The sequence below is a fragment of the Sphingobacterium sp. SRCM116780 genome (genome assembly GCF_021442025.1).
Classification (GTDB): domain Bacteria; phylum Bacteroidota; class Bacteroidia; order Sphingobacteriales; family Sphingobacteriaceae; genus Sphingobacterium.
Genome location: NZ_CP090446.1, coordinates 3,741,191 through 3,763,783, shown reverse-complemented (window position 1 = coordinate 3,763,783; position 22,593 = coordinate 3,741,191). Strand labels below are relative to the sequence as shown.

22 protein-coding genes, 1 tRNA gene and 1 pseudogene are annotated in these 22,593 nt (G+C 35.0%); 13 read left to right on the top strand and 11 right to left on the bottom strand.

What is annotated here, in order from left to right:
• Positions 1-12 precede the first annotated feature (12 nt).
• Genes LZQ00_RS16280 through miaA form a run of 3 tightly spaced genes read left to right on the top strand, consistent with a single transcriptional unit; the run spans position 13 to position 2,928 of the window.
• On the top strand, positions 13-801 hold the full coding sequence (locus LZQ00_RS16280) for a hypothetical protein (protein ID WP_234510313.1): 789 nt from the start codon (positions 13-15) through the stop codon (positions 799-801).
• Positions 802-856: 55 nt separating this feature from the next.
• The gene (locus LZQ00_RS16275) at positions 857-2,029 is read left to right on the top strand and encodes a Gfo/Idh/MocA family protein (protein WP_234510312.1); all 1,173 of its coding nucleotides are present in this window, start codon (positions 857-859) and stop codon (positions 2,027-2,029) included.
• Positions 2,026-2,928, top strand: a complete 903-nt coding sequence (miaA, locus tag LZQ00_RS16270) for a tRNA (adenosine(37)-N6)-dimethylallyltransferase MiaA (protein ID WP_234510311.1) — start codon at positions 2,026-2,028, stop codon at positions 2,926-2,928. The genes LZQ00_RS16275 and miaA overlap by 4 nt, the downstream gene beginning before the upstream one ends.
• A 68-nt stretch (positions 2,929-2,996) precedes the next feature.
• Here miaA and LZQ00_RS16265 read toward each other — a convergent pair whose 3' ends face one another.
• The 9 genes from LZQ00_RS16265 to LZQ00_RS16225 form a co-directional block, all read right to left on the bottom strand.
• The gene (locus LZQ00_RS16265; protein WP_234510310.1) at positions 2,997-4,550 is read right to left on the bottom strand and encodes a ribonuclease E/G; all 1,554 of its coding nucleotides are present in this window, start codon (positions 4,548-4,550) and stop codon (positions 2,997-2,999) included.
• A 319-nt stretch (positions 4,551-4,869) separates the two neighbouring features.
• Positions 4,870-5,700 (bottom strand): tetratricopeptide repeat protein, encoded by an 831-nt coding sequence (locus LZQ00_RS16255; RefSeq protein WP_234510309.1) that lies wholly within the window; start codon positions 5,698-5,700, stop codon positions 4,870-4,872.
• Positions 5,701-5,718: 18 nt separating this feature from the next.
• Positions 5,719-6,003 carry an HU family DNA-binding protein gene (locus tag LZQ00_RS16250; protein WP_021189241.1) on the bottom strand — a complete coding sequence of 95 codons (285 nt, stop codon included), beginning with the start codon at positions 6,001-6,003 and terminating at the stop codon, positions 5,719-5,721.
• A gap of 278 nt (positions 6,004-6,281) precedes the next feature.
• A complete protein-coding gene (locus tag LZQ00_RS16245; RefSeq protein ID WP_234510308.1) occupies positions 6,282-7,325 on the bottom strand; it encodes an aminotransferase class I/II-fold pyridoxal phosphate-dependent enzyme in 1,044 nt (347 codons plus the stop codon).
• Positions 7,326-7,473: 148 nt separating this feature from the next.
• Positions 7,474-7,935, bottom strand: coding sequence for a hypothetical protein (locus LZQ00_RS16240; RefSeq protein WP_234510307.1), 462 nt, complete (start codon positions 7,933-7,935; stop codon positions 7,474-7,476).
• A 10-nt stretch (positions 7,936-7,945) separates the two neighbouring features.
• A complete protein-coding gene (locus tag LZQ00_RS16235; protein WP_234510306.1) occupies positions 7,946-8,422 on the bottom strand; it encodes a hypothetical protein in 477 nt (158 codons plus the stop codon).
• 52 nt (positions 8,423-8,474) lie between these two features.
• Positions 8,475-8,603 carry a hypothetical protein gene (locus LZQ00_RS18475; protein ID WP_262910915.1) on the bottom strand — a complete coding sequence of 43 codons (129 nt, stop codon included), beginning with the start codon at positions 8,601-8,603 and terminating at the stop codon, positions 8,475-8,477.
• A gap of 53 nt (positions 8,604-8,656) precedes the next feature.
• The gene (locus tag LZQ00_RS16230) at positions 8,657-9,304 is read right to left on the bottom strand and encodes an HAD family hydrolase (RefSeq protein ID WP_234510305.1); all 648 of its coding nucleotides are present in this window, start codon (positions 9,302-9,304) and stop codon (positions 8,657-8,659) included.
• A gap of 134 nt (positions 9,305-9,438) precedes the next feature.
• Positions 9,439-9,511, bottom strand: a tRNA-Lys gene (locus LZQ00_RS16225).
• A 234-nt stretch (positions 9,512-9,745) separates the two neighbouring features.
• On the opposite strand from LZQ00_RS16225, the gene LZQ00_RS16220 reads away from it, so the two are divergent.
• The 4 genes from LZQ00_RS16220 (at position 9,746) to LZQ00_RS16205 (ending at position 14,405) form a co-directional block, all read left to right on the top strand.
• Positions 9,746-11,890: a TonB-dependent receptor gene (locus LZQ00_RS16220; RefSeq protein ID WP_234510304.1), complete on the top strand. Its 2,145-nt coding sequence runs from the start codon at positions 9,746-9,748 to the stop codon at positions 11,888-11,890.
• A gap of 94 nt (positions 11,891-11,984) precedes the next feature.
• Positions 11,985-12,602 (top strand): hypothetical protein, encoded by a 618-nt coding sequence (locus LZQ00_RS16215; RefSeq protein ID WP_234510303.1) that lies wholly within the window; start codon positions 11,985-11,987, stop codon positions 12,600-12,602.
• Between the two features lie 10 nt (positions 12,603-12,612).
• The gene (locus LZQ00_RS16210; protein WP_234510302.1) at positions 12,613-13,659 is read left to right on the top strand and encodes a sensor histidine kinase; all 1,047 of its coding nucleotides are present in this window, start codon (positions 12,613-12,615) and stop codon (positions 13,657-13,659) included.
• Positions 13,656-14,405 (top strand): LytR/AlgR family response regulator transcription factor, encoded by a 750-nt coding sequence (locus tag LZQ00_RS16205; protein WP_234510301.1) that lies wholly within the window; start codon positions 13,656-13,658, stop codon positions 14,403-14,405. Before LZQ00_RS16210 ends, LZQ00_RS16205 begins: the two co-directional genes overlap by 4 nt.
• Positions 14,406-14,539: 134 nt before the next feature.
• On the opposite strand, the gene LZQ00_RS16200 is transcribed toward LZQ00_RS16205, so the two are convergent.
• A complete protein-coding gene (locus LZQ00_RS16200; protein WP_234510300.1) occupies positions 14,540-15,013 on the bottom strand; it encodes a helix-turn-helix domain-containing protein in 474 nt (157 codons plus the stop codon).
• Between the two features lie 1,570 nt (positions 15,014-16,583).
• Between LZQ00_RS16200 and LZQ00_RS16195 the strand changes: the two genes are divergently transcribed.
• Positions 16,584-17,663, top strand: coding sequence for a hypothetical protein (locus LZQ00_RS16195; RefSeq protein ID WP_234510299.1), 1,080 nt, complete (start codon positions 16,584-16,586; stop codon positions 17,661-17,663).
• Between the two features lie 143 nt (positions 17,664-17,806).
• A complete protein-coding gene (locus LZQ00_RS16190; protein WP_234510298.1) occupies positions 17,807-18,988 on the top strand; it encodes an MFS transporter in 1,182 nt (393 codons plus the stop codon).
• Positions 18,989-19,192: 204 nt separating this feature from the next.
• Here LZQ00_RS16190 and LZQ00_RS16185 read toward each other — a convergent pair whose 3' ends face one another.
• Positions 19,193-19,393: a PepSY-like domain-containing protein gene (locus tag LZQ00_RS16185; protein ID WP_234510297.1), complete on the bottom strand. Its 201-nt coding sequence runs from the start codon at positions 19,391-19,393 to the stop codon at positions 19,193-19,195.
• Between the two features lie 254 nt (positions 19,394-19,647).
• Between LZQ00_RS16185 and LZQ00_RS16180 the strand changes: the two genes are divergently transcribed.
• From LZQ00_RS16180 to ureC, 4 genes and pseudogenes are all read left to right on the top strand, one after another.
• Positions 19,648-20,013: a hypothetical protein gene (locus tag LZQ00_RS16180; protein WP_234510296.1), complete on the top strand. Its 366-nt coding sequence runs from the start codon at positions 19,648-19,650 to the stop codon at positions 20,011-20,013.
• A 154-nt stretch (positions 20,014-20,167) separates the two neighbouring features.
• Positions 20,168-20,470 (top strand): urease subunit gamma, encoded by a 303-nt coding sequence (gene ureA / locus LZQ00_RS16175; RefSeq protein WP_034714126.1) that lies wholly within the window; start codon positions 20,168-20,170, stop codon positions 20,468-20,470.
• Positions 20,471-20,484: 14 nt separating this feature from the next.
• Positions 20,485-20,790, top strand: a pseudogene (gene ureB / locus LZQ00_RS16170) (urease subunit beta); the annotation flags it as partial.
• Between the two features lie 64 nt (positions 20,791-20,854).
• Positions 20,855-22,576, top strand: coding sequence for an urease subunit alpha (ureC, locus tag LZQ00_RS16165; protein ID WP_234510294.1), 1,722 nt, complete (start codon positions 20,855-20,857; stop codon positions 22,574-22,576).
• Positions 22,577-22,593: the final 17 nt, after the last annotated feature.

Genomic DNA, 22,593 nt, shown 5'->3' with positions numbered 1-22,593 from the left:
TGTTTTTGAAAAATGACTGATCTCTACTATCAACTACGTCAACGTTTTTGTGATTCCCTACAAAAGAATTTAACTCATGAACTTCTTGTAAATGAGGTGACACCTTCACTTACAGTAATAAAATGTGAGCAACTTCCATTTATTATTCAGCTTTATGGAAGAAATATTCCCCAACGGGTGCCGTTCGAAGGTCAAAAAACGATTCATATTGATGAAGATATACTTTACAGCAAATATGACATTATTGTCAAGAGAATTCTTGCTATTGCTCTTCATCAGAAAAAAGCTTATGCTAGGCAAACTGTTGTTGCCCGAGTAGATAAAAAAACCACCATAGATTTTTTAGCGGAAAATCACTTACAAGGAGCGATGCCAGGAAAATATCGTTATGGTTTATTTTTAGATGGTGAACTTATTTCCTTAGCCGTATTTAGTGGTGGGCGAAAAATGCCAGAATTAAATATTGAACATTATCGTTCTTTTGAGTTAATCCGATTCTGCAACAAACTTGGTTATAATGTCGTTGGGGGAATTAGCAAGCTCATTAAAGCTTTTATTGGAGATTTTCATCCTAGCGACATCATGACATATACCGATAAAGATTGGAGCCAAGATTCAGCATTGGAAAAAATTGGTTTTACTAAAAAATCAGAAATTGCACCCCTCAAATTTTGGGTACATGATGATTTCCGAACCCTCATTAGAGATGAAAATCAATATCTGGAACTGGAAAAAGAATTTCCACAGGGTTATTTAAAAGAAAATTTAGGTAGCTTGAAAATGATTCTTACTATAAAATAAAATCATTTTTTGTATATTGTGATTCATCTAAATCGAACAAATTAAAATATATCACATGAAGAGAAAACTACGAATGGGTATGGCCGGAGGTGGCAACGATGCTTTCATTGGAGCCGTACACCGTATCGCAGCAAATATGGATGGTAAAATCGAACTTGTATGTGGTTCATTCAGTATCAATCCTGAAATCAACAAACAGTCTGCAGAAGATCTATTCATTCCTGAAAATCGTTGCTACGAGAATTATGAAGAAATGATTCTAAAAGAAAGTCAGCTTCCAGAGGGAGAACGTATGGATTTTCTAACGATTGTAACGCCCAATTTTATGCATTATCCTCCTGCAAAAATGGCTTTGGAGCATGGCTTTAATGTAGTTATTGAAAAACCGATGACATTAACATTAGAAGAGGCTAAATCTCTTGAAGAGATTGTCAAATCAACGAACAAAACACTTTGCTTAACACATACCTATTCGGGTTATCCGATGGTAAAACAAGCAAAGGCGATGATAAAAGCTGGTCATTTCGGAAAAGTTCGCAAAGTTGTTGTTGAATATCCACAAGGATGGTTAAGTAAATTGACCGAACGGGAAGGGAATGCTGGTGCGGCATGGCGTGCAGACCCTAAAAAATCTGGTCGATCTTTAGCTATGGGTGACATTGGTGTTCACGCTGCTCATCTTGCAGAATACATTTCAGGATTAAAAATCACAGAATTATGCGCTGACTTGACTTCTTTTGTTGAAGGTCGGTATTTAGATGATGATGGTTCTGTTTTATTACGCTTTGAAGAGGGTGCAAAAGGAATGCTTTGGGCTTCTCAAGTTGCAGCAGGAGAAGAGAATGCATTAAGAATCCGTATTTATGGTGAAAATGGAGGTTTAGAGTGGGCTAATGAAGATCCAAATAATTTGATCATTAAAATGTTAGGCGAGCCACGTCAAGTATTCCGAACAGGAAATGCTTACAATAGCCCTAATCAGTTAAGTTCATTTGCAACTCACAATACACGTATTCCGTCTGGACATCCAGAGGGTTTATTAGAATCTTTTGGTAATATATATCGTAATTTTGCTCAAACAGTATCTGCAAAACTCGAAGGAAGAACGCCAACCGCAGAAATGCAAGATTTCCCTCAAGTACATGAAGGAGTGAGAGGGATGGCTTTTATAGAAAATGTAGTCAACAACAATAATGGTTCTGAAAAATGGACTAAATTTGTTGTGTGATAAATGAACAACAAACTTTACTTTCTTCTTTGGCACTTACCGATCTGCCAAAGGAGAAGGTTATTGTTATTTTAGGACCTACTGCTTCTGGAAAAACAGCATTAGCAGTCCAAATAGCAAAAGAACTAGATGCTGAAATCATCAGCGCAGATTCTCGTCAAGTATATCGACGAATGGATATCGGAACAGGCAAAGACTTATCCGAATATCAAAATATTTCCTATCATCTTATCAATATCTGTGAACCAGGAGAAAAGTATCATTTGGGCCAATTCATAGAAGATTTTCAGCAAGTATATCAATCTTTATTGCACAAGAAAAAACGAATCATTCTATGTGGAGGTACTGGGCTATATCTACAAAGCATTATTCAAGGTACTAAATACGCACAAATCCCCTCTCAAGCAGGCTTTAAAGAATCTTTGTATCAACTAGACAGAAACGAGCTTTTAGATCAATTGGCAAATTATCAAAAACCTGATGATCTTTATATTGATCTATCTACAAAAAAAAGAATCATTCGTGGTATAGAAATTTTAGAATGGCTTAAGCACAATCCCATGACTACAACATGCAGTGAGAATCTAAACTGTATTGTTATTGGGATAAATCCAGATGTGGCAACAAGAAGGCACAAAATATCAAAAAGATTACATCAAAGGCTTCAAGAAGGATTGATAGAAGAGGTGCAATCTTTATTAGCAGGAGGTATCTCGCATGAAGAACTCCACTATTATGGTTTAGAATATAAATATGTATCCAAATACATTTTAGGACAATTAAACTACGAAGAGTTTTATAGAAAATTAGAAACGGAAATTCATCGTTACGCTAAAAGACAAATGACCTATTTTCGAAAAATGGAAAAAGACGGTATAAAAATTAATTGGATTGTTTAGCTTTTGAGCAAGCGATTAAAAACAAAAAAGGGTTGATCACATGATCAACCCTTTCAAATTTCTTTCGATTATAACTTAATTTCCTCGTCTTTCGCATTAAAGAAACGGAATTCAGTTAAATAATATGAAGTAACTGGAATAACCTTAATCCATTTTTGATACTTCAAAAACCATTTTATTCTTTTAGAAATAAAGCCAGACTTAATAAAGGCGGCGATATAAGGATGTACACAAAGTGATATTCCTTTTTCATTCTGTTCTTGAAGAATAAAACTTAAATTATTTTCGATATCATCCATCAGGACAATACTTGATCGGATTTCCCCAGTACCAGCACAAGCGGGACATTTCTCGTTTGTAACAATATTCATTTCTGGTCTGACACGTTGACGTGTAATTTGCACTAATCCAAATTTACTTGGAGGCAATATTGTATGTCTCGCACGATCCGTTGCCATACACTCTTTTAAGAAGCTGTACAGCTCTTTTCTATGATTGGGTTTGTGCATATCGATAAAATCGATTACCACGATACCTCCCATATCTCTTAAGCGCAATTGACGCGCAATTTCTTTTGCTGCTTCCATATTGACCAAGAGCGCATTGTCTTCTTGGTTCTCTTTATTAGCAGAACGATTACCACTGTTTACATCAATCACGTGAAGTGCTTCAGTATGCTCGATTACGAGATATGCACCACCTTGAAGTGTAACAGTTTTCCCAAAGGCAGCTTTGATTTGCTTTTCAACCCCAAAATGATCAAAAATTGGTTCTTTATGTTTATAAAGCTTAACAATTTTTTCTAGATCAGGAGAGATGTCTTGAACATAAGATTTCGTCTCTTCATATATAACTGGGTCATTTACATGAATATGTGTAAATTCATCAGTCAATAAGTCGCGTAAAATGGTAGAAGCTCTATCCATTTCACCTAGTACTTTTTGAGGAGGTTCCGCTGTCCTAAGGCGCTTGGTAAATAGTTCCCACTTAGAGATTAGATCCAATAAATCTTTCTGAAGCTCATCGACACCCTTACCTTCTGATACTGTCCGGATGATCACTCCAAAATTAGGAGGTTTTATTCCTTCGACAATTTTCTTTAGGCGTGTACGTTCGTTACTTCCTTTGATTCGCTTGGATATGGAAACTGCGCTTGAAAAAGGTACCAGTACGACAAATCTACCTGCGATAGATAGATCGGAGCTCAAACGAGGTCCTTTTGTTGATATTGGTTCTTTTGCGATTTGAACTGGTAAAAGCATATTCTTGCTTAAGATATCAGATATCTTACCAGCCTTATCGATGTCCTTTTCAAGCTTTAAACTATTCAGCAGTTTCTCTTGATAACTGCCATTCTTTACTATTCGAGTAAGTTTAAGCAAAGATTGAACTTGAGGACCTAAGTCCAAATAGTGGAGGAAAGCATCTTTTTCGTATCCTACGTCTACAAATGCTGCATTTAATCCCGGCATAATTTTCTTAATCCGCCCAAGATAAATATCTCCAACTGAAAAATTATTGTTAACCGTTTCCCTATTTAGTTCAACAAGCTGCTTATCTTGTAGCAAAGCAATAGTAACTCCTTTTTCAGGAGTAGAATCGATAATTAATTCCTTTACCAACAGCTACATATTTACGATACAAATTAGCATACCCTGCTAATTTTATTGTATCTGATTAAACACTTAAAGAACGTTTTTTTATAAAAAAACAATCTACACGCAACAAATTACGTGTAGATTATCAAACTTCAGCGTTATTATTACCGTATTTTCATACTTCAATAACTTGGCGAAGCTTTATCCAAGAAAGACTATTTTTTCTTGTGTCTATTTTTTCTTAAACGTTTTTTGCGTTTGTGAGTAGCCATTTTGTGTCTTTTTCTTTTTTTTCCGCTTGGCATAGCTAATTTTTTTAAATGTTTATAAACTAATAAATTAATTACTTACTCAATTCCTCAATCTTACGATCAATAAATTGTGAGAGGGAAGGGTCTGCAGCAAGTTGTTTACTTTGTTTAAAAGCAGCAACAGCTTCGCTTTTCATCCCAATATTTTCATAGCCTGTGGCTAAATAAAAGTAAGATTCAGCATCTGGTTTCAATTCAATTACTGTTTTGAAACGATCAATCGCCTTATCAAACTGACGAGATTGTAATGAAAACAATCCCAAAGTTTTGTTTGCTTCTACATTTTTAGGGTCCGCCTGAACAACTTCACGTAGTAAAGCAATTCCTGCCATTGGGTTATTCGTACCCGATACCATAGCAGCTCCTAAGCCTGTTTTCGCTTCTAAACTAGCGGCATTTAGCTTCAAAGCAGCTTCGTAAGAACGAATTGCATTTTGCGTCAACGCTTGTGCTAATGTAGAATCTTGTAAATTTGTGTAAGCAGTACGATAAGAGTTACCTGCCTTTAACCAGTATTCATACTTTGGAGAAATTTTAGCCATTTCTTCATATATGAATCCTTGAGGAGCTGGTTTTGCCAAATCATCCCACTTTCCAGCCAACTTTTGAAGTAAAGAAATCTTTTCTTCACCGGATGACTTTGCAATTTGGGTCTCAATATCGGAAATATCTTTGATTAAATTTGCATCTAACCCTTGTTTTGTCATTAACGATACATTCTCCAAATTAATTTCAGAAGAAGATTGCTCTGTTTGAGCTGACTCTTTTTCCTTGTTTACCAAACCTTTGATAGGCTGAGCGAATAGTACCGCAACTAATGCAACAACTACGCCGACTACAATTATTTGTTTGGTTTTTGCCATTTTAATCTATTTTTAAGATTATTTATTGCCGTTTTTCACTTTCTCAACAAATACTTTTGCTGGTTTGAAGCTAGGAACGAAATGTTCAGGGATAATGATTGCTGTGTTTTTAGAAATGTTTCTAGCTGTTTTTTCAGCTCTTTTCTTCACAACAAAGCTTCCAAAACCTCTTACGTATACATTTTCACCACCCACCATTGCGTTTTTAACAACCTTGAAGAATGCCTCTACGGTTTCTTGAACATCCACTTTCTCTAAGCCAGTTTTGTTAGAGATTTCTGCAATAATTTCTGCTTTAGTCATATCAATTTTACTGTAATTATTTATTTCTCAACCTTTAACCAAATATACTTTGGGGTTGCAAAAGTATCTCTTTAAAATGAGGTTTGGAAATTATTTTACCTTTTTTTTTATTTTAAAATAATTCCAAAAGAGATCATTTACAACAGATTAGCCATATACAACCGCTAAACTTATTTTTCAAAGAGCCACAAAAATACACTTTATTACTGAATATCAAATGTTTAATTTCACTTTTTATCATTCCACGTGAAACAAATGATAAGCCTATGACTTTATTCTTAATCGTTAATTACCTCCGCTAATTTTTTCAAATCATCGGAAACATGTAAACTGCTTAAGACAATTCTGTTCAAAGGAGGGTCTGTTTCCAAAGGATATGGAAAACTGGAGATTAAAAATCCATTCTGTTCCAATTGTTGATACAATTTTGGATCTTCAGAGGTGAACACAGGAAAATGATCGATATGTTTTACGCGATTGCCAATCAAAGAAGAAAATAGTTGAATATTATGTTGCAACTTTTCAAACTGATCCAAATAGACCTTTTCTCCATAGGTGAACGCGTGTAGTCCTGCGGGTGAAGCAGGGGAGGCTCCTGTAAAAAAAGGCGATTTTCGCATTTGCCGCATGTACTTATTGGATGATAAAATAATACCTGCATCAATTCCCAATCCTTTTGCCATAGAAGCCAACACGACAACCTCAATATGCGTTTGTTCAAATATGGATACATCAGCTGAGACTTGATTTTCACGAACAATTCCTATTCCATGTGAATCATCAAGGAGTAAAACAATCTTTTTATGGGAATCAATTGCCAATAACTCTTTAAAATCATAATGGGATGGCGTCAGATTATCTAAAGCATTACTCACAATCACAAAGGAATCCTGATCCGAACTATTTATTTTAAGCACAATTTCTTTCAACCATAATTCATGATTTCCATTTACATCTGGATTCTTATCGAGCCACAATGCCGGGTGACAATTCGGTGCATATAACAACTCTCCAAATGAAGAAAGAGATTTCACGGCTAATTGCGCGGCTAAATATCCGCTTGAAATCATCATTGCATCTTCAAAACCGAAACGCTTTGCAGCAGTTTTTTCCGCAATATCAAAGATGTCCAATTGGATATTATTGTTCCTAGAAGTTCCATTATTCAATCCATATGTACGAATTCCTTCCATATAAAGATCCAGATATTTGGGATTGACTAACAAACCGAGATATGCAGTACCACCAAAAAAAAGATAGTCTTGCCCCTTAGTGTGGATGATTCGACCTGTTGGTTGCTGTAATTGAGTAAAATCTTTCATGAATAATTAAAGAATCGGATTTGCTATACAAAACAACAATTTCCATTCTACTTTTGCAAGGAGCTTAAAATTTTAAATCAATCCTATTGATTGGTTAAATAACCTAAACTTTTTATGGAAATTAATCAGATTCTTATGTAGTAGAACCTTACATATTAAGCTTAAAGTTTAAAGGAATATTAAAACGAAGAGAAGCTGCAAAACCTTTCATTGGAAGATAACCCTTTTTGTCTGCAATAGAAAATCCATATCCAAGATCTAAATCAATCAATGTTGCGAGGCTGACACCTACTTTTGGGGTAAATGTATAGGGTGTTGCTTCAGCCCTTAAGAACGGTGCCACCGCCCAGGTTTCTGGGTAAAAAGAAAGTGCTATTTCAGGGATAACGTCAAATTTATTCTGTGTCCAAGTAAAGTTGGCCGTAACATCTGTTTTCAATATATTCTCTCCTAGAAAAGCAAAGGCAAAATAACCTCCTGTCTTCACGATACTTCCTTTTTGATATTGATAACTTACAGATGGCCCATATAGCATATCCTGAGCTTTTACTTGAGAACAAAAACCAATTATAGTCCATGTAAATAAAAAAATAACGATAAAACTCTTCACTGAACGCAATTTAGTAGATATGAAAATTTAAAGGAATATTCAAACCTACTGAAAGGGTTGCTCCATCAATTGGTTTAAAATCTTTTTTGGTGTTGATATCAAATCCATAGCCAACACCTATATCCAAGATAGAAAATATACTGACTCCAACTTTAGGGGTTACTGTATATGGGGTTAATTCTGCCTTCACGAATGGAAATAATACAAAATCATTCAAATAGTAAGTAAATCCCAATTCTGGTATAACTGTTGTTTTTCCCAACATCCATGTAAAGTTAGCCCCAGCATCAATTTTCATATACTGTGTTGCATTGGGAGCAAATAATCCCCAGGCAGAAGCTTTGAGGAAATTTCCGCTTTGATATTGGTAACCAACGGATGGTCCGAATATCCAATTATTGTGCTCTCCCATTGTCTTATTTTGCGCTGTTAAGCGTAAACAAAACAATAACCCAATAAAAATGAAAGCAAATTTTTTTATATTCATGTAGCTAAAATACAAACAATAACCATTAGTTTACATGCTAAACAATTAATGATTAAAAACGTTTGGTTTCCGCATAAAAAAATGAACGAATAATCATCTCATTACTAACGGTATCTTCTTGGATGTCAAATAAGATCACTTCATCAGATATATTACTCCCAAAAAGGGTATCCTGCAGCATTCCTGATTACGTTCCTTTTATTAAGTTACTTACTCTTCTTTCCCCAATCATCATTAATCAATAATATCTAACAATTTCTGTGGTCTATGAATAATATGAACTGCTCCATGCTCCCTTAACTCAACCTCATCCCGAAAACCCCAAGTCACACCAATGGCACATGTTCCTGAATGATTAGCTGTATCCATATCTACGGATGAATCTCCTACGTAATAGCAATCTGAAGCTTGAATACCCAATATCTGAAGTGTTTCTAAAACAATATCTGGATTTGGTTTGGGTGCATGACCATCTCTATGCCCTAAAATCAAGTCAAATTCAATTTCAGGAAAGTATCTGTCTATCAACGGAAGCACTGCCTCGTGATATTTGTTAGATGCTATAGAGATCAAATACTTATTTGATTTAAGTGTTTGCAACAAAGGAATAATTCCTGGGTAGGGTTGGGTCTGTTGATTTGCATTTTTTTCATAAAATTCTTTGAATGATGTTAACAAAAGTTCAATGGTTTCGTTGGTTCGGGCTTCTATAGGCAATACACGTTCAATAAGGTTTCTTACCCCATTTCCTACAAATTTTTTATAGGAGACAATAGGATGTGCTGGATAGCCATATCGCTGAAGGATAGTATTACAGCTATCTCCCAAGTCTTGTAAAGTGTCCAATAAAGTTCCGTCTAAATCAAATATAATAAGCTTCATGCGTTAAATTTATAAAACCTATAGGAATATGATTACTTCAAGTTCCATCTATTATTTAAGGAACCCTTCGAATAGTAAATAAACAAATGTCTTTTAGCAAAAAAGCCTCTCCATTTGGAAAAGCTTTTCTGATGTGACCTCGGAGGGGCTCGAACCCTCGACCCATTGATTAAGAGTCAATTGCTCTACCAGCTGAGCTACAAAGTCGACATTGTTCCTCAAATGTAATAGACTATTTTCTTAAATCAAATAAAAAAATCAAAATAAGACATTTACATTAAAAATATTTGGAATCTATCATCATTATACAATAAAAGCAGTAACCATATAAACAGAAAATATTCAAAAAAATACAGTCCATCTCTATAATGCAACAGTTGGTCAATTCTTATTTGTAACTTCTGGCTACTCTTCTGATTTTCACAGGAAAATTAGAAGATCATGAAATTTATATTATTCTTACTCCTTTATTGTTCTCTACATGCTGTTGCCCAAACACAGATACATGGTCAGGTCATTGACAAAAATAAAAAAGCCGTCCGCTATGCCAATATCTTTATTGAAGGCACTTATGATGGAGGGACTACAGATTCACTTGGAAACTTTGTTTTCGAGACGACTGAAAGTGGCATCAAAATATTAAAATTTACCGCGATAGGAAGAGAATCTAAATCAATCACTATTGATCTTTCTCAAAATAAACCAATACTGATTCAACTCGATGAACTAGCGAAGCAATTGGATGAAGTCGTAATCCAAGCAGGTTTATTACAAGCTGGCGACAATGGGAAAAATACGGTCATGACACCCTTGGATATCGTCTCCACGGCTGGAAGTATGGGTAATATCTTTGGTGCCCTAGCGACGTTACCAGGAGCACAGGTTGCTGGTGAAAATGGTCGATTGATGGTACATGGTGGTAATGCATCTGAAACACAAACCTACATCAACGGGATTCGAGTAGCTCAACCTTACAGCTCTTCTCCGAATGACGTTCCTGTAAGGGGACGTTTTTCTCCTTTCTTATTCAAAGGTGTCAACTTTTCAACTGGAGGCTATTCAGCGGAATATGGAAATGCGCTATCCAGTGTGTTGATTCTTAATACACCGAATCAAATTGAAGAGAATAAATCGGAAATTTCCATTTCTTCAGTAGGCTTAGGCTTAAGCAATACTCAAAACTGGAAGACAAAATCATTAACATTTAATACTTCATATACCAATCTTAAGCCATACAGTAAAATCATCACACCAAATATTGATTGGACAAAGCCTTATGAAAATGCTTCTGGAGAACTCATATATCGTCAAAAGTTGAACACTGGGTTTATAAGTATGTACACGTCTTTCAATTTCGAGGATATGGGTTTATACCAAGCCAATAGCAATTACGCGAAACCAATATTAGTTAAAAAAACAGCAAAAAATATCTATTGGAATACCAACTATGAGCAACAACTTGGCAATCGATGGAATTTACAATCGGGGATAGGTCTCGGTTATTTAAACGATAAACTCTACGCAGACAGTATGGGTATGCCTCATCAGGAAACAGCACTCCATATTAAAGAAAAACTGAACAAGTCTTGGAACAATAAGCTAAAAAGCACCTTAGGTATAGACTACTTTTTCACCAATTACAAACAGGATTTTATAAATCCATCTGCAACAAAAACTTTTCAATTACAATCATCTGTTGTAGCGGCATATACAGAAACTACATATGCATTGACGAAAAAAGTCATTGCCAAATTGGGTCTTAGAGGAACTAAAAGTAACGAACAGTCCTTTATCGTTGAACCAAGGGCTTCGATAGGTTATTTGATGAATCCTCATAGCCAATTCTCTTTTGCCTATGGTGATTTTCATCAACAAGGACCACAGGAGGTTCTGATTTATGATCCGCATCTAAAATGGTCAGAAGCACAACATTACATTCTCAATTATTATTACGAGAAAAATGGTCGGACTCTTAGATTAGAAACCTATAGAAAGAACTATAACAACCTGATTAAATACACTACACGAACGATAACGAATGAAACGAATTTTAATAATCAAGGCGAGGGTTATGCACAAGGCTTAGATGTTTTTTTACGTGACAATAAATCCATCAAGAATTTACAATATTGGATATCGTATGCTTTTACGGATACTAAACGCAATGAAGGAGATGCTCCTCTATCGGTGGTACCGTCTTATGTTTTCAGACATACATTTTCCGTGGTCGCTAAATATTGGATCAACTCGCTACACTCTCAAATCAGCTTAACGGATAACTATCTATCAGGAAGAAGTTTTGACGATCGTAATCAGGCTTCTTATATGCAGGGTAAGACTAAGGGTTACAATATGCTTTCTGGGAGTTGGTCTTATTTAATCTCTCCACAGAAGATAATACATTTCTCGATTAGCAATATTTTAGGAAGTAGTCCTATATATGGATATCAATATGCAGAACAACCCAATCAACAAGGTATTTACAATCGCTTAGCGATTACACCTACAGCCAAACGATTTATTTTTGTTGGATTTTTCTGGACGATATCCTCCAACAAAAAAGAGAATCAACTGGATAATTTATAAATAACGATTCATCCTTAAAAATCGACAATTGGGTTTATTTAAATAGTAAACTTTTTTGTAAATGATCAAATTTGAAACAACTAAAAAATATAATATGAAAACTTTAATCACCGCATTGGTCTTCTTATTTTCGACCACAGCTTTTGCACAGTCAGCTTATGAAAAAGGAATGCAGCAGGGATTGACTCTTTGGAAATCGGATAAATCTACCGAAGCAGCTGCGCAATTCGAACGCGTCTCTCAAGTAGAAAAGGAAAATTGGATTCCAGTCTATTATCAAGCTCTTGTATTGACAACGTCCGCTTTTGCCACTAATGATATGGAGGAAAAGGCAACATTAATTAGTAGTGCGCAGCATCTATTAGAAAATAGTGCGCAGGAAAATAATTCGGAGTGGTTAACGTTGAAAGCAATGAACCTTATCGCCGATTTAACAACCGATCCTATGACAAAAGCAAAAACATTAAGCCCAACGATTATGGCTTTGTATGAAAAAGCAATCCAATTGGATCCCACGAACCCTCGTGCTGCAATGGGGATAGCAGAATTTCAAATGGGTAGTAAGAAATATTTTAATCAAGATATTAGTAAAGAGTGTGAAGCTGTCAAGAAAGCATTAAATTTGTTTGAAGTACAAAAATCAACTATTCCTTTTGCTCCTACTTGGGGAAAAGAAAGAGCTGAACAGATTATTCAAAATTGTGGTAAATAAATAATAAGCGATGAGATCTTTTAAAGATGCATGCATAAATGCTTTTCTGATTACTGCGGTTATTTGTACGATTATTACTGCTGTTAATTTTGCTTCTAATCCCAGTTTTAATTTTTCAACTTTTGTCTTGTCGGAAGAGATGTTATCTGGATTCTTAATTGGTTTTTTTCTTTACCTGGGAAATACTTTTCTTTATCATCAGATTAGTAAAATCTTTCCACAAAGTACCCAATATATTAAAAGAATCTTATTGTTTATTCCAGGAACAGCAGTCTTAACAATAATAGTTGTTTTTATTGTCACGTTTTCTGTACAAAAATTCACAGATAACTTATCTTTTCAAAATTTTATCGTAAAACAGCATTACGATACTTATTTTAACATGATTCTAATCAGTATCATTGTCTCTCTTTTGATATTCAGTTTTTACTTCTATAAAAGGTTTAAAGAAGGTCAACTAAAAAAACAAAAGGAACTGACTAAAACGGCTACTGCACAATTTGAATCTCTTAAAAATCAGTTAGATCCTCATTTTTTATTTAATAGTCTGAATGTGCTAACAAGCTTAATCGAAGAGGATCCTCAAAAAGCGGTCAACTTTACGACATCTTTATCCAGAATATATCGCTATGTATTGGAACAAAAAGACAAAAATTTAATAGAAGCTAGCGAAGAAATCAATTTTGCACGCATTTTTCTAACCTTATTGTCGATCCGGTTTGAAGATGCTCTTAAAATCAAAATAGAGGATCAGAATATGCTGAGTCAAGAACAGCTTGTACCACTTGCTTTGCAATTGCTGATTGAAAATGCAATCAAACACAATGCACTAAGTCCTACAAAGGTGTTGGAAATTCGAATATTCAAAGAGAATGATCGATTATACATCCAAAATAATTTACAGGAAAAAGAAAGTATAAACGGTACAGGGATTGGTCTCAAGAATATTCAAGAACGTTATGCACTTTTAACAAAAAAAGAAGTAATCATAACAAAAACGGCCACTCATTTTACCGTCTCACTACCCTTGATCACCAAAGAAGAGATCTCATCATGAATATTATTATCATCGAAGACGAATTGCCATCCGCACGTTTATTAAAGCGTAAGATCGAAAAAATGGGCTACGCAGTGCAAACGATTCTCCATGCTGTAGCGGATGCTAAGGAATGGTTTGCGACGCATGCACATCCCGATTTAATATTGTTGGATATTCAATTATCTGATGGCTTGTCTTTTGAAATATTCGAAAATCAAAAAATAAAATCATCCCTGATTTTCACAACAGCTTATGATGAATTTGTCCTAAAAGCTTTTAAATTAAACAGCATAGATTATTTACTCAAGCCCATTATTGATGAGGAGTTAGTTTTTGCATTCGATAAGTTTTTACAACATGAGCAAAGTAAGTCAGTTATTGATCTAGATAACATAAAAGCCTTATTAACAACAAAAAATCAGGGTTATAAAGAACGGTTTACCATCAAAATTGGTCAGTCGATTAAAATCATCGAGACGAGTTCTATTACTTGTTTTTATAGTGAAAACAAAGGAACTTACTGTCGTACGTCAGATCAACATGATTATTTACTTGATTTTACGATGGAACAGCTAGAAAATCTGTTGGATCCACAGCAGTTCTTTCGCATTAACCGAAGTCATATCATTCACATTAACCATATTAAGGATATTGCCATCCATTCTAATTCTAGATTACGTATTTATTTACATCATGATCGAAGTGATGATATGATCGTGAGTCGTGAAAAAGTAACTGATTTCAAAAACTGGCTGGATCAATAGATAGAATGTTAAGTCAATTAAGTGATAGCATAAGGGGAGATTATAGAAATGCCTGAATAAACAACTGTCTTATTCCTGCGTTTATTATACTATTTGGAAGAGGTAATCATTACCTAAAGGGAGGATGAGATAGCTTATCTTTTTTTACTATAACGGTTAAAATTACCTTGTTTTGTGTACTCTAGGACGTCTTCTTTGCAATAACTTGCTAAGTATACAGAAAATTTGTTACTGTCAGTTTTATCCGATTTCAATGCCGATAAAACTTCCGAGACACGTCTTGGCGTATCAAAGAAATCAGAATTGTACACCAAATCATCCAGCTTCTGTGTGATTTCTAACCTACGCTTATTTAGAGGAGGAAGTTCGTATAGAGGTGTCAGATCCATATCTTGTTCAAACAGTTGCTTTGGTTGTATACTCAAAGCACGACAAATCGACAAGAAATTGTTCAGAGTAGTTCCCTTTCCTCTTTCTACTGTAGAGACTGTATTAGTGGTAATTCCTGTCATATCAGCAATATCTTTTTGTGAAAAGTAAAGTTCCTCCCTTTTCAAACGAAATTGAACGCCAATATATTCTAGGATATTTTGATTAGTTCTTGACACAAACAAATAAAATAATTATTTGCACAATCGTACTGCAAATAAAAAATAAAAAATCTTGCACAATTAAATATTAAGTTTTATATTTGTATAACAAAGGCAGAGAATGATAGCCTATGCATTATGAACTCGCGAAGAGAACAAAAAAATGAAAAATTCTATTTGAAAAACAAGTATAATTTCTCCTGTCAATAGCAGAGAGAATTATTAAAATTACCTTAAAATCCTATGGCTCATAACCCGATTATAACCTGAGAGCAACAGCCAACAAAGCCTAGGATCAACAAAAAAAATGATTATCGAGATGTGGGATAGAATACCGCAATGGAAATTTTATGCAAATATTTTCCTTCGTTATTTCTATCATCCGTTCAATATGTTCTTTGACTTATTGGTATTGATAAAGAATTTGAGGCTGCTTGTGAAGCCATAAGGTGAGGGCAATAGCCACTCACTAAATACTTTTAATTTCATAAACATGGATTGCTCTTTCAATAGAAAGTCAATATCCATTCAAAAATCATCTGATAAGATCTTTGAATGCATATACTACCATCGGTATTGTATATACCGCAACTTATAAAGAGTAAATACGATATTAGGGTCTGTTCATATTGGTCTTGTTAAGGCTCCTGATTTGAAAGCTATACACAATTATGTTTATGTTTATTATAAAAGGGAGATAAATATCTATTTTTTTATGATAAATCAGACCCTCAGCAATATTTAACTATTCATCTACCATGAAAAGAGGTTTCTTGTGATGCCTTAGGGTGAGGGCAATAGCCACTCGCTAAATATCTTCATCATCGTTCGTTTCTTATTTATTAAGGTGACTTATTGAGAAACTCCGTTTGTAAAGATATACACAACACATGCACTATTAAAAATAGCTATACAAAAATAAACAACTACATCTCAATAAGTTCTATTGATAACCCATACAGCTTAGGCAGCCCTTGTTCCGCAAAACCCGTCAAGACCCTTGGGCTGCCTTAAGTTGTTTTAGACATTAACTCTTCTAAAGAACATGAACAGAGTTTTACTATAACAAAGTGTTGCATGCATCGGGTTTCTCTAAATCGGAGCGTACATTTCAGTATCAATATATTTTATTATAACACGACTTAGGCAGCCTTAGTTTCACAAAAAAGCCGTCAAGAGCCCTAGGGCTGTCCTAAGTTGTGTTATACGATTAACCCTTTAAAAAACTATATATGAATAAACGTGTACAAAATCATTGAAAAGCAATAGCCTTTCCTAAATCGGAACGTACACTTCAATACCAATATATGCTATTATAACACAGCTTAGGCAGCCTCATTGCCACAAAATCCGTCAAGAGCCTGGGGGTTGCCTTAAGTTGTGTTATACGATTAACCCTTTAAAAAACTATATATGAATAAACGTGTACAAAAAACATTGAAAAGCAATAGCCTTTCCTAAATCGGAACGTACACTTCAATACCAATATACGATATTATAACACAGCTTAGGCAGCCTCATTGCCACAAAATCCGTCAAGAGCCTGGGGGTTACCTTAAGTTGTGTTATACGATTAACCCTTTAAAAAATGAACAGGACTAAGACCATCATACTGACACGAAAGATCCAAGTTTTTATCGATTCTGACGATAAAGAAAAACGAGTCGCGTATTTCAAAAAACTACTCGAATGGCAGGATATTGTCTTTCGAGGTGCCAATCTTGTTCTAACACATCAATATATCCAAGAAAATTTAAAGGATCTTATTTACCTCAAAACTGATATTAAGACCAAATTGACCAATGATGAAAAGGACGATGAAGGAATATTGATAACTTCTCGGATAAATACAACCTACCTACTCCTTTCCAGTTATTTTAAAGATCAGGTTCCATCAGATATCCTTTTTCAAGTTAATACAACTTTGATCAAAAATTTTCAAACCGACCGATTGGCTTACTGGAAAGGTCAACGTTCTTTGCGGAATTATAAAAAAGATATGCCTATTCCTTTCTCCGCAAAAGCTATTCAATTAAGAAACGGTAGAAATGGGCTGGATTTTAAATTTGATTTATTTAAAATTCCTTTTCGTACTTATCTTGGTAAAGATCACTCTGACAAACGCGTATTATTACAACGTACTCTGGTGGGTCAGATAAAGGTTTGTGCAAGCTCCATTAAGATTATAAAAAATAAAATCTTTTTACTTTTATCTTTGGAGCTGCCTCAAGAAGATCATATTCTTAAAGGTCATATCACTGCAGAGGCTTCCCTTTCTCTAGAACATCCAATTTCAGTTCTTGTTAATAAAGACCGTTATCAAATCGGGACTAAGGAAGAGTTTCTATATCGACTTATGGCAATACAAGCGGCGCGACATCGTTTGCAAAAGGCTTCCCACTATAACAAAGGCGGAAACGGTAGAAAAAGAAAACTCAAAAGTTTAGAGCATTATAATGAAAAGGAAAAGAACTATGTGGATAGCCGACTTCATCTCTATAGTCGTCGATTGATCGATATCTGTGTGAAATCGCAAGCTGGAACACTGTTGTTAGTCAATGAATACAATAAAGATGAATTTCTTCTTCGCAATTGGAGTTATTATGGATTGATTGAAAAGATCAAATACAAGGCTAAAATGGCAGGAATTCAGGTTGTCATTAAGTAAAACATATAGATTCCGATCACACTCATTGAAATATCAGATACAATAAGATAGGAGGCTAAAGCTACTGGCTTTTAAACGGGAGGACAATAAATACAAGATTATTAATTTCTTACTTGTACCTTTGGCTACTCAAATAAACAAGCATGGAAGCACCCTTAACCTCCCCAGAAGAAGAACTCTATAACAAACGTAATCGTATCCGAATTGCAGTATCCTTGTTTTATTTTTGTCAAGGATTAGCTTTTGCCTCTTGGGCAAGTCGGATACCAATCATTAAGGAACGATTGCATTTAACAGAAGGTCAGCTGGGTACCATTCTATTGATGCTACCTGTTGGCCAATTGGTCACGATGGCCCTATCTGGGAGATTAGTGACAACATATGGTAGTGCCAAAGTACTTCGTATTGTGGTGATTATCTATGCAATGATCTTATGTATGATTGGATTTACGCGCAATGCCTGGGAATTAGGCGCGATCTTGTTTCTCTTTGGGGTACTTGGTAATATGTCCAATATTGCTGTAAATACACAAGGGGTGGCTGTTGAAAAGATTTTTAAGAAATCAATCATGTCCTCTTTTCATGGCGCTTGGAGTATTGCAGGTTTTACAGGTGCACTTATTGGTCTATTGACCATGAATATTTCGATAGATACGATACCTCACTTTCTGATCATCCTAGTATTAGTTATCTTGAACACGTTAGTAAATTACAAATATTTGGTTCCAGGAAAGGCACAGCAAACAAAAAAAACTTCGTTTTTCTCTAAACCAGAAAGTAGCTTAGTACAATTAGGGATTATCGGGTTCTTTAGTATGGCAACAGAAGGAGCAATGTTTGACTGGAGTGGAGTCTATTTTAAAGAGATTGTTCATGCTCCTCAGCAATTTGTTATTGTGGGTTATGCATCATTTATGATCATGATGGCTCTTGGACGATTTATAGGCGACTTTGTTATTAGCAAAATAGGCAGACGGCGCACCTTACAAATTAGTGGGGTTTTGATGTTTGTTGGTATGATGACTTCCGTTATTTTTCCTCATTTTTATATTTGTACGTTGGCCTTTATGATGGTTGGCCTTGGTGTTGCCTGCAATGTTCCTACAGTATACAGTGTTGCAGGACAAAATAAGAAAGTACCTTCTGGAGTAGCATTAGCAATGGTATCTAGTATCAGTTTCCTAGGTTTTTTAATGGGGCCTCCTTTAATCGGATATATCGCTGAGCTATCTAGTTTACGTTATTCCTATGGCTTATTTGCTTTCTTTGGTATTATGATGTTTATTATGTCGACAAAGCTTAGAATTTTTAGAGAAATTAAATAACAATATTTATCCCAAAATGAAGTGTCTTTCTATTGTAGTTCTATGATAGGAGTAAAAAAATTTATAGACAGATAATATCTTATGATATTTCTAAGAATATCAATAATAGAAGTTAAGGCAAAGTAATTAGGTGAGTAGCAAAAAAGGAATGCGCTACTCACCTAATTTATTACTTATCAATTAACCTTCAAATCAAAGTTGCTTTTAATTTGGTCTTCCTTTTTCCATTTCAACAAAATCTCCTTTTTTATTAAACATCAAATAGAAGTCATTCATTAAATTTATTCTATAAGCATCCTCTTTTTTCTCAATAGAATCTACTACCACAGATGGATAATTTCTTGTAATATAGGTTACAATATCCTTTCTGATCGTTCTGCTGTTAATTAAATTCCAATTTACCATAACGTTAAAATTTATTTATACAACAAAATTGAGATTCAATTTAGGAAAGAATTAGGAAAAATATGATAGGCTAAAAATTATTACCCCAACTTAGAAGATTTATATTTTAAATAAAAAAACTTCACAAAAAGGCCTCGAAATACTACGATTTTGTTAAACTATTCATTTTTGTCACGATTTTGAACATTTTAAATGATCTTTTTGATAGGCAGAAGTTTATGATTGATATAAATTTACTTTAATATTAAATGAGTATGAAAAATAAAATTGTCCTGTTCTTCTTTTTGCTGTTTTCTACAGCTTTGTGTGCAGGCTTGTATGCTCATATAAATAATAGCTCTTCATCTTTATCTAAAGAACCCACAAAAAATAAACATTTACAAAAATTAGATCATCAGAGCCAAACTGAACTATATAGTTTATCTGATGTCCAAGATGATTTAGATTCTGATGATCTCGAAAAAGTAAAATTTGATTATGCTATCGGTGTTCGCGAATATATCAGTTGTTTTTTCGAGACTTCTTTTCTCCATACACAGCCGCTTGCTGTTCCCAATTACAATTATACGAGTATACCAAGATATATCTTATATCATGCTTTACAGATAGCTGGTCGGTAATCCCTTCTTTTTAATTAATGGATTCATATGATTTGTATTTAGATACTTATCTGTAAGATCCATCCCCATTTTTCAATTTTTATCAATACTTCTTTATTTGCCTGTATTAGAAAGGCAAACAAGATGACGTATGTTCAATTTTAAATAAAACAATATGCATTTAACTCCCAGAGAAACAGAGAAACTCATGCTTCATATGGCAGGAGAGCTAGCTCTTAAAAGAAAGGCTAGGGGCCTTAAACTAAACTATCCTGAATCGATAGCTCTTATCAGTCATTTTTTACTGGAAGGTGCCAGAGACGGTAAAAAGGTAGCAGAACTGATGCAAGAAGGGGCACAGATTCTTACCATAGATGATGTAATGCCTGGTGTTGCTGACATGATCCATGATGTTCAAATCGAGGCTACTTTTCCAGATGGAACCAAACTTGTAACCGTACATAATCCAATTCGTTAAAATTTAAAAGTATGATGATACCAGGAGAAATTTTTGTAAAAGAAGGTACGATCATCTGCAATGAAGGCAGAGAAACTGTAACCATAAAAGTAGTAAATACAGGAGACCGTCCTATTCAGGTGGGTTCTCATTTTCATTTTTTCGAAGTGAATAAAGCTATGAGCTTTGACCGCGAAAAAGCTTTTGGTAAAAGATTGAATATTGTTGCAAGCACAGCAGTTCGTTTTGAACCAGGCGAAGAAAAAGAAGTAACGCTTGTAGAAATTGGAGGAAATAAAAAGGCTGCGGGTTTCAATAATCTTGTGGATGGACAGGTAGATTCCGAAGCACAGAAAAAAGAAAGTCTTGCTAAAGCCAAACAGTTAAATTTTAAAAACTACTAAGATGAGTTTAAAGGTAGACAGAAAACAATACGCCAATATATTAGGACCTACAGCCGGAGATAGAATCCGTCTAGGAGATACCGAATTAATTATTGAGATAGAAAAAGATTTCACTCATTATGGCGATGAAGCAGTATTCGGCGGTGGAAAAACAGTTCGTGACGGAATGGGTCAGAATGTAAGTGCAAAAAGAGACGAGGGTGTATTAGACCTTTGTATCACAGGAGCGACAATAATTGATCACTGGGGAATTGTAAAAGCGGATATTGGTATCAAAGATGGGAAAATCGTCGGTGTTGGTAAGGCAGGAAATCCTGATACTATGGATGGAGTTTCTCCCAATATGATCATTGGCGCTTCTACAGAAGTTCATGGAGGAAAAGGATATATTGTAACAGCAGGAGGAATTGATACGCACATCCATTATATCTGCCCGCAGCAGATTGATACTTCTTTATATAGTGGAATTACCACTATGATAGGAGGTGGGACAGGTCCTAATGATGGAACAAATGCGACGACTTGTACTCCAGGAAAGTTCAATATTCAAAAAATGTTGGAGGCAGCAGAAGAATATCCGATGAACTTAGGATTTTTTGGAAAAGGGAACTGTTCTGCTGAAGAACCTATTGAAGAACAGGTAGAAGCAGGGGCCTTGGGAATAAAAATTCATGAGGACTGGGGAGCAACGACTGCAACCATTGATGCTTCATTAAAAGTAGCTGATAAATATGATGTTCAAGTGGCCATCCATACCGACACGTTGAATGAAGGTGGCTTTTTGGAAGATACGATGACAGCAATAAATGGAAGAGTAATTCATACCTTCCATACAGAAGGAGCAGGAGGAGGACATGCACCCGACATTATTAAAGCGGCAATGTATCCAAATGTGCTTCCTGCCTCAACAAACCCTACACGTCCTTATACAATCAATACAATAGATGAGCATCTGGATATGCTGATGGTATGTCACCATTTAAGTAAAAATATTCCTGAAGATGTTGCTTTTGCTGATTCACGTATTCGTCCTGAAACAATTGCTGCAGAAGATATCCTGCATGATATGGGCGTATTCAGCATCATGAGTTCCGATTCTCAGGCGATGGGAAGACCAGGAGAGGTGATCACAAGAACCTGGCAGACAGCAAGCAAAATGAAGGAGCAAAGAGGATCGTTGAAAGAAGATCAAGGAGTTGAGAATGATAATTACCGCGCTAAAAGATACATTGCAAAGTATACCATAAATCCAGCGATTGCTCATGGTATTTCAGCATATGTAGGATCTATTGAGCCTGGTAAATTAGCAGACTTGGTGATCTGGAAACCTGCATTATTTGGCGTAAAACCAGAGATGATCTTAAAAGGTGGTTTTGTTGTTGCTGCAAAAATGGGCGATCCTAATGCCTCTATCCCGACACCGCAGCCTGTAATTTACAGAAATATGTTTGGTGCTCATGGTAAAGCTAAATTTGGCACCTGTGCTACTTTTGTTTCGCAAATATCGATCGATAATGGCTCTATTTCTTCATATAAGCTGGATAAAATGATTCTTCCAGTTAAAAACTGTAGAAATATTTCTAAAGCAGATCTTATTCATAACGATAAAACTCCTTCGATTGAAGTGAATCCTGAAAACTACAAAGTAACAGTAGATGGAGAATATATTACATGTGAACCAGCGGAAAAACTTCCCTTAACACAATTGTATTACTTATTCTAAATATTACCGTTTTTTAA

Bases quoted from the DNA above. Each gene is read 5' to 3' on its own strand.
- LZQ00_RS16280 (WP_234510313.1), top strand. From the start codon at position 13: ATGACTGATCTCTACTATCAACTACGTCAACGTTTTTGTGATTCCCTA.
- LZQ00_RS16275 (WP_234510312.1), top strand. From the start codon at position 857: ATGAAGAGAAAACTACGAATGGGTATGGCCGGAGGTGGCAACGATGCT.
- LZQ00_RS16255 (WP_234510309.1), bottom strand. From the start codon at position 5,700: ATGGCAAAAACCAAACAAATAATTGTAGTCGGCGTAGTTGTTGCATTA.
- LZQ00_RS16250 (WP_021189241.1), bottom strand. From the start codon at position 6,003: ATGACTAAAGCAGAAATTATTGCAGAAATCTCTAACAAAACTGGCTTA.
- LZQ00_RS16245 (WP_234510308.1), bottom strand. From the start codon at position 7,325: ATGAAAGATTTTACTCAATTACAGCAACCAACAGGTCGAATCATCCAC.
- LZQ00_RS16235 (WP_234510306.1), bottom strand. From the start codon at position 8,422: ATGAATATAAAAAAATTTGCTTTCATTTTTATTGGGTTATTGTTTTGT.
- LZQ00_RS18475 (WP_262910915.1), bottom strand. From the start codon at position 8,603: ATGCTGCAGGATACCCTTTTTGGGAGTAATATATCTGATGAAGTGATC.
- LZQ00_RS16230 (WP_234510305.1), bottom strand. From the start codon at position 9,304: ATGAAGCTTATTATATTTGATTTAGACGGAACTTTATTGGACACTTTA.
- LZQ00_RS16220 (WP_234510304.1), top strand. From the start codon at position 9,746: ATGAAATTTATATTATTCTTACTCCTTTATTGTTCTCTACATGCTGTT.
- LZQ00_RS16215 (WP_234510303.1), top strand. From the start codon at position 11,985: ATGAAAACTTTAATCACCGCATTGGTCTTCTTATTTTCGACCACAGCT.
- LZQ00_RS16210 (WP_234510302.1), top strand. From the start codon at position 12,613: ATGAGATCTTTTAAAGATGCATGCATAAATGCTTTTCTGATTACTGCG.
- LZQ00_RS16205 (WP_234510301.1), top strand. From the start codon at position 13,656: ATGAATATTATTATCATCGAAGACGAATTGCCATCCGCACGTTTATTA.
- LZQ00_RS16195 (WP_234510299.1), top strand. From the start codon at position 16,584: ATGAACAGGACTAAGACCATCATACTGACACGAAAGATCCAAGTTTTT.
- LZQ00_RS16190 (WP_234510298.1), top strand. From the start codon at position 17,807: ATGGAAGCACCCTTAACCTCCCCAGAAGAAGAACTCTATAACAAACGT.
- LZQ00_RS16185 (WP_234510297.1), bottom strand. From the start codon at position 19,393: ATGGTAAATTGGAATTTAATTAACAGCAGAACGATCAGAAAGGATATT.
- LZQ00_RS16180 (WP_234510296.1), top strand. From the start codon at position 19,648: ATGAAAAATAAAATTGTCCTGTTCTTCTTTTTGCTGTTTTCTACAGCT.
- ureA (WP_034714126.1), top strand. From the start codon at position 20,168: ATGCATTTAACTCCCAGAGAAACAGAGAAACTCATGCTTCATATGGCA.
- ureC (WP_234510294.1), top strand. From the start codon at position 20,855: ATGAGTTTAAAGGTAGACAGAAAACAATACGCCAATATATTAGGACCT.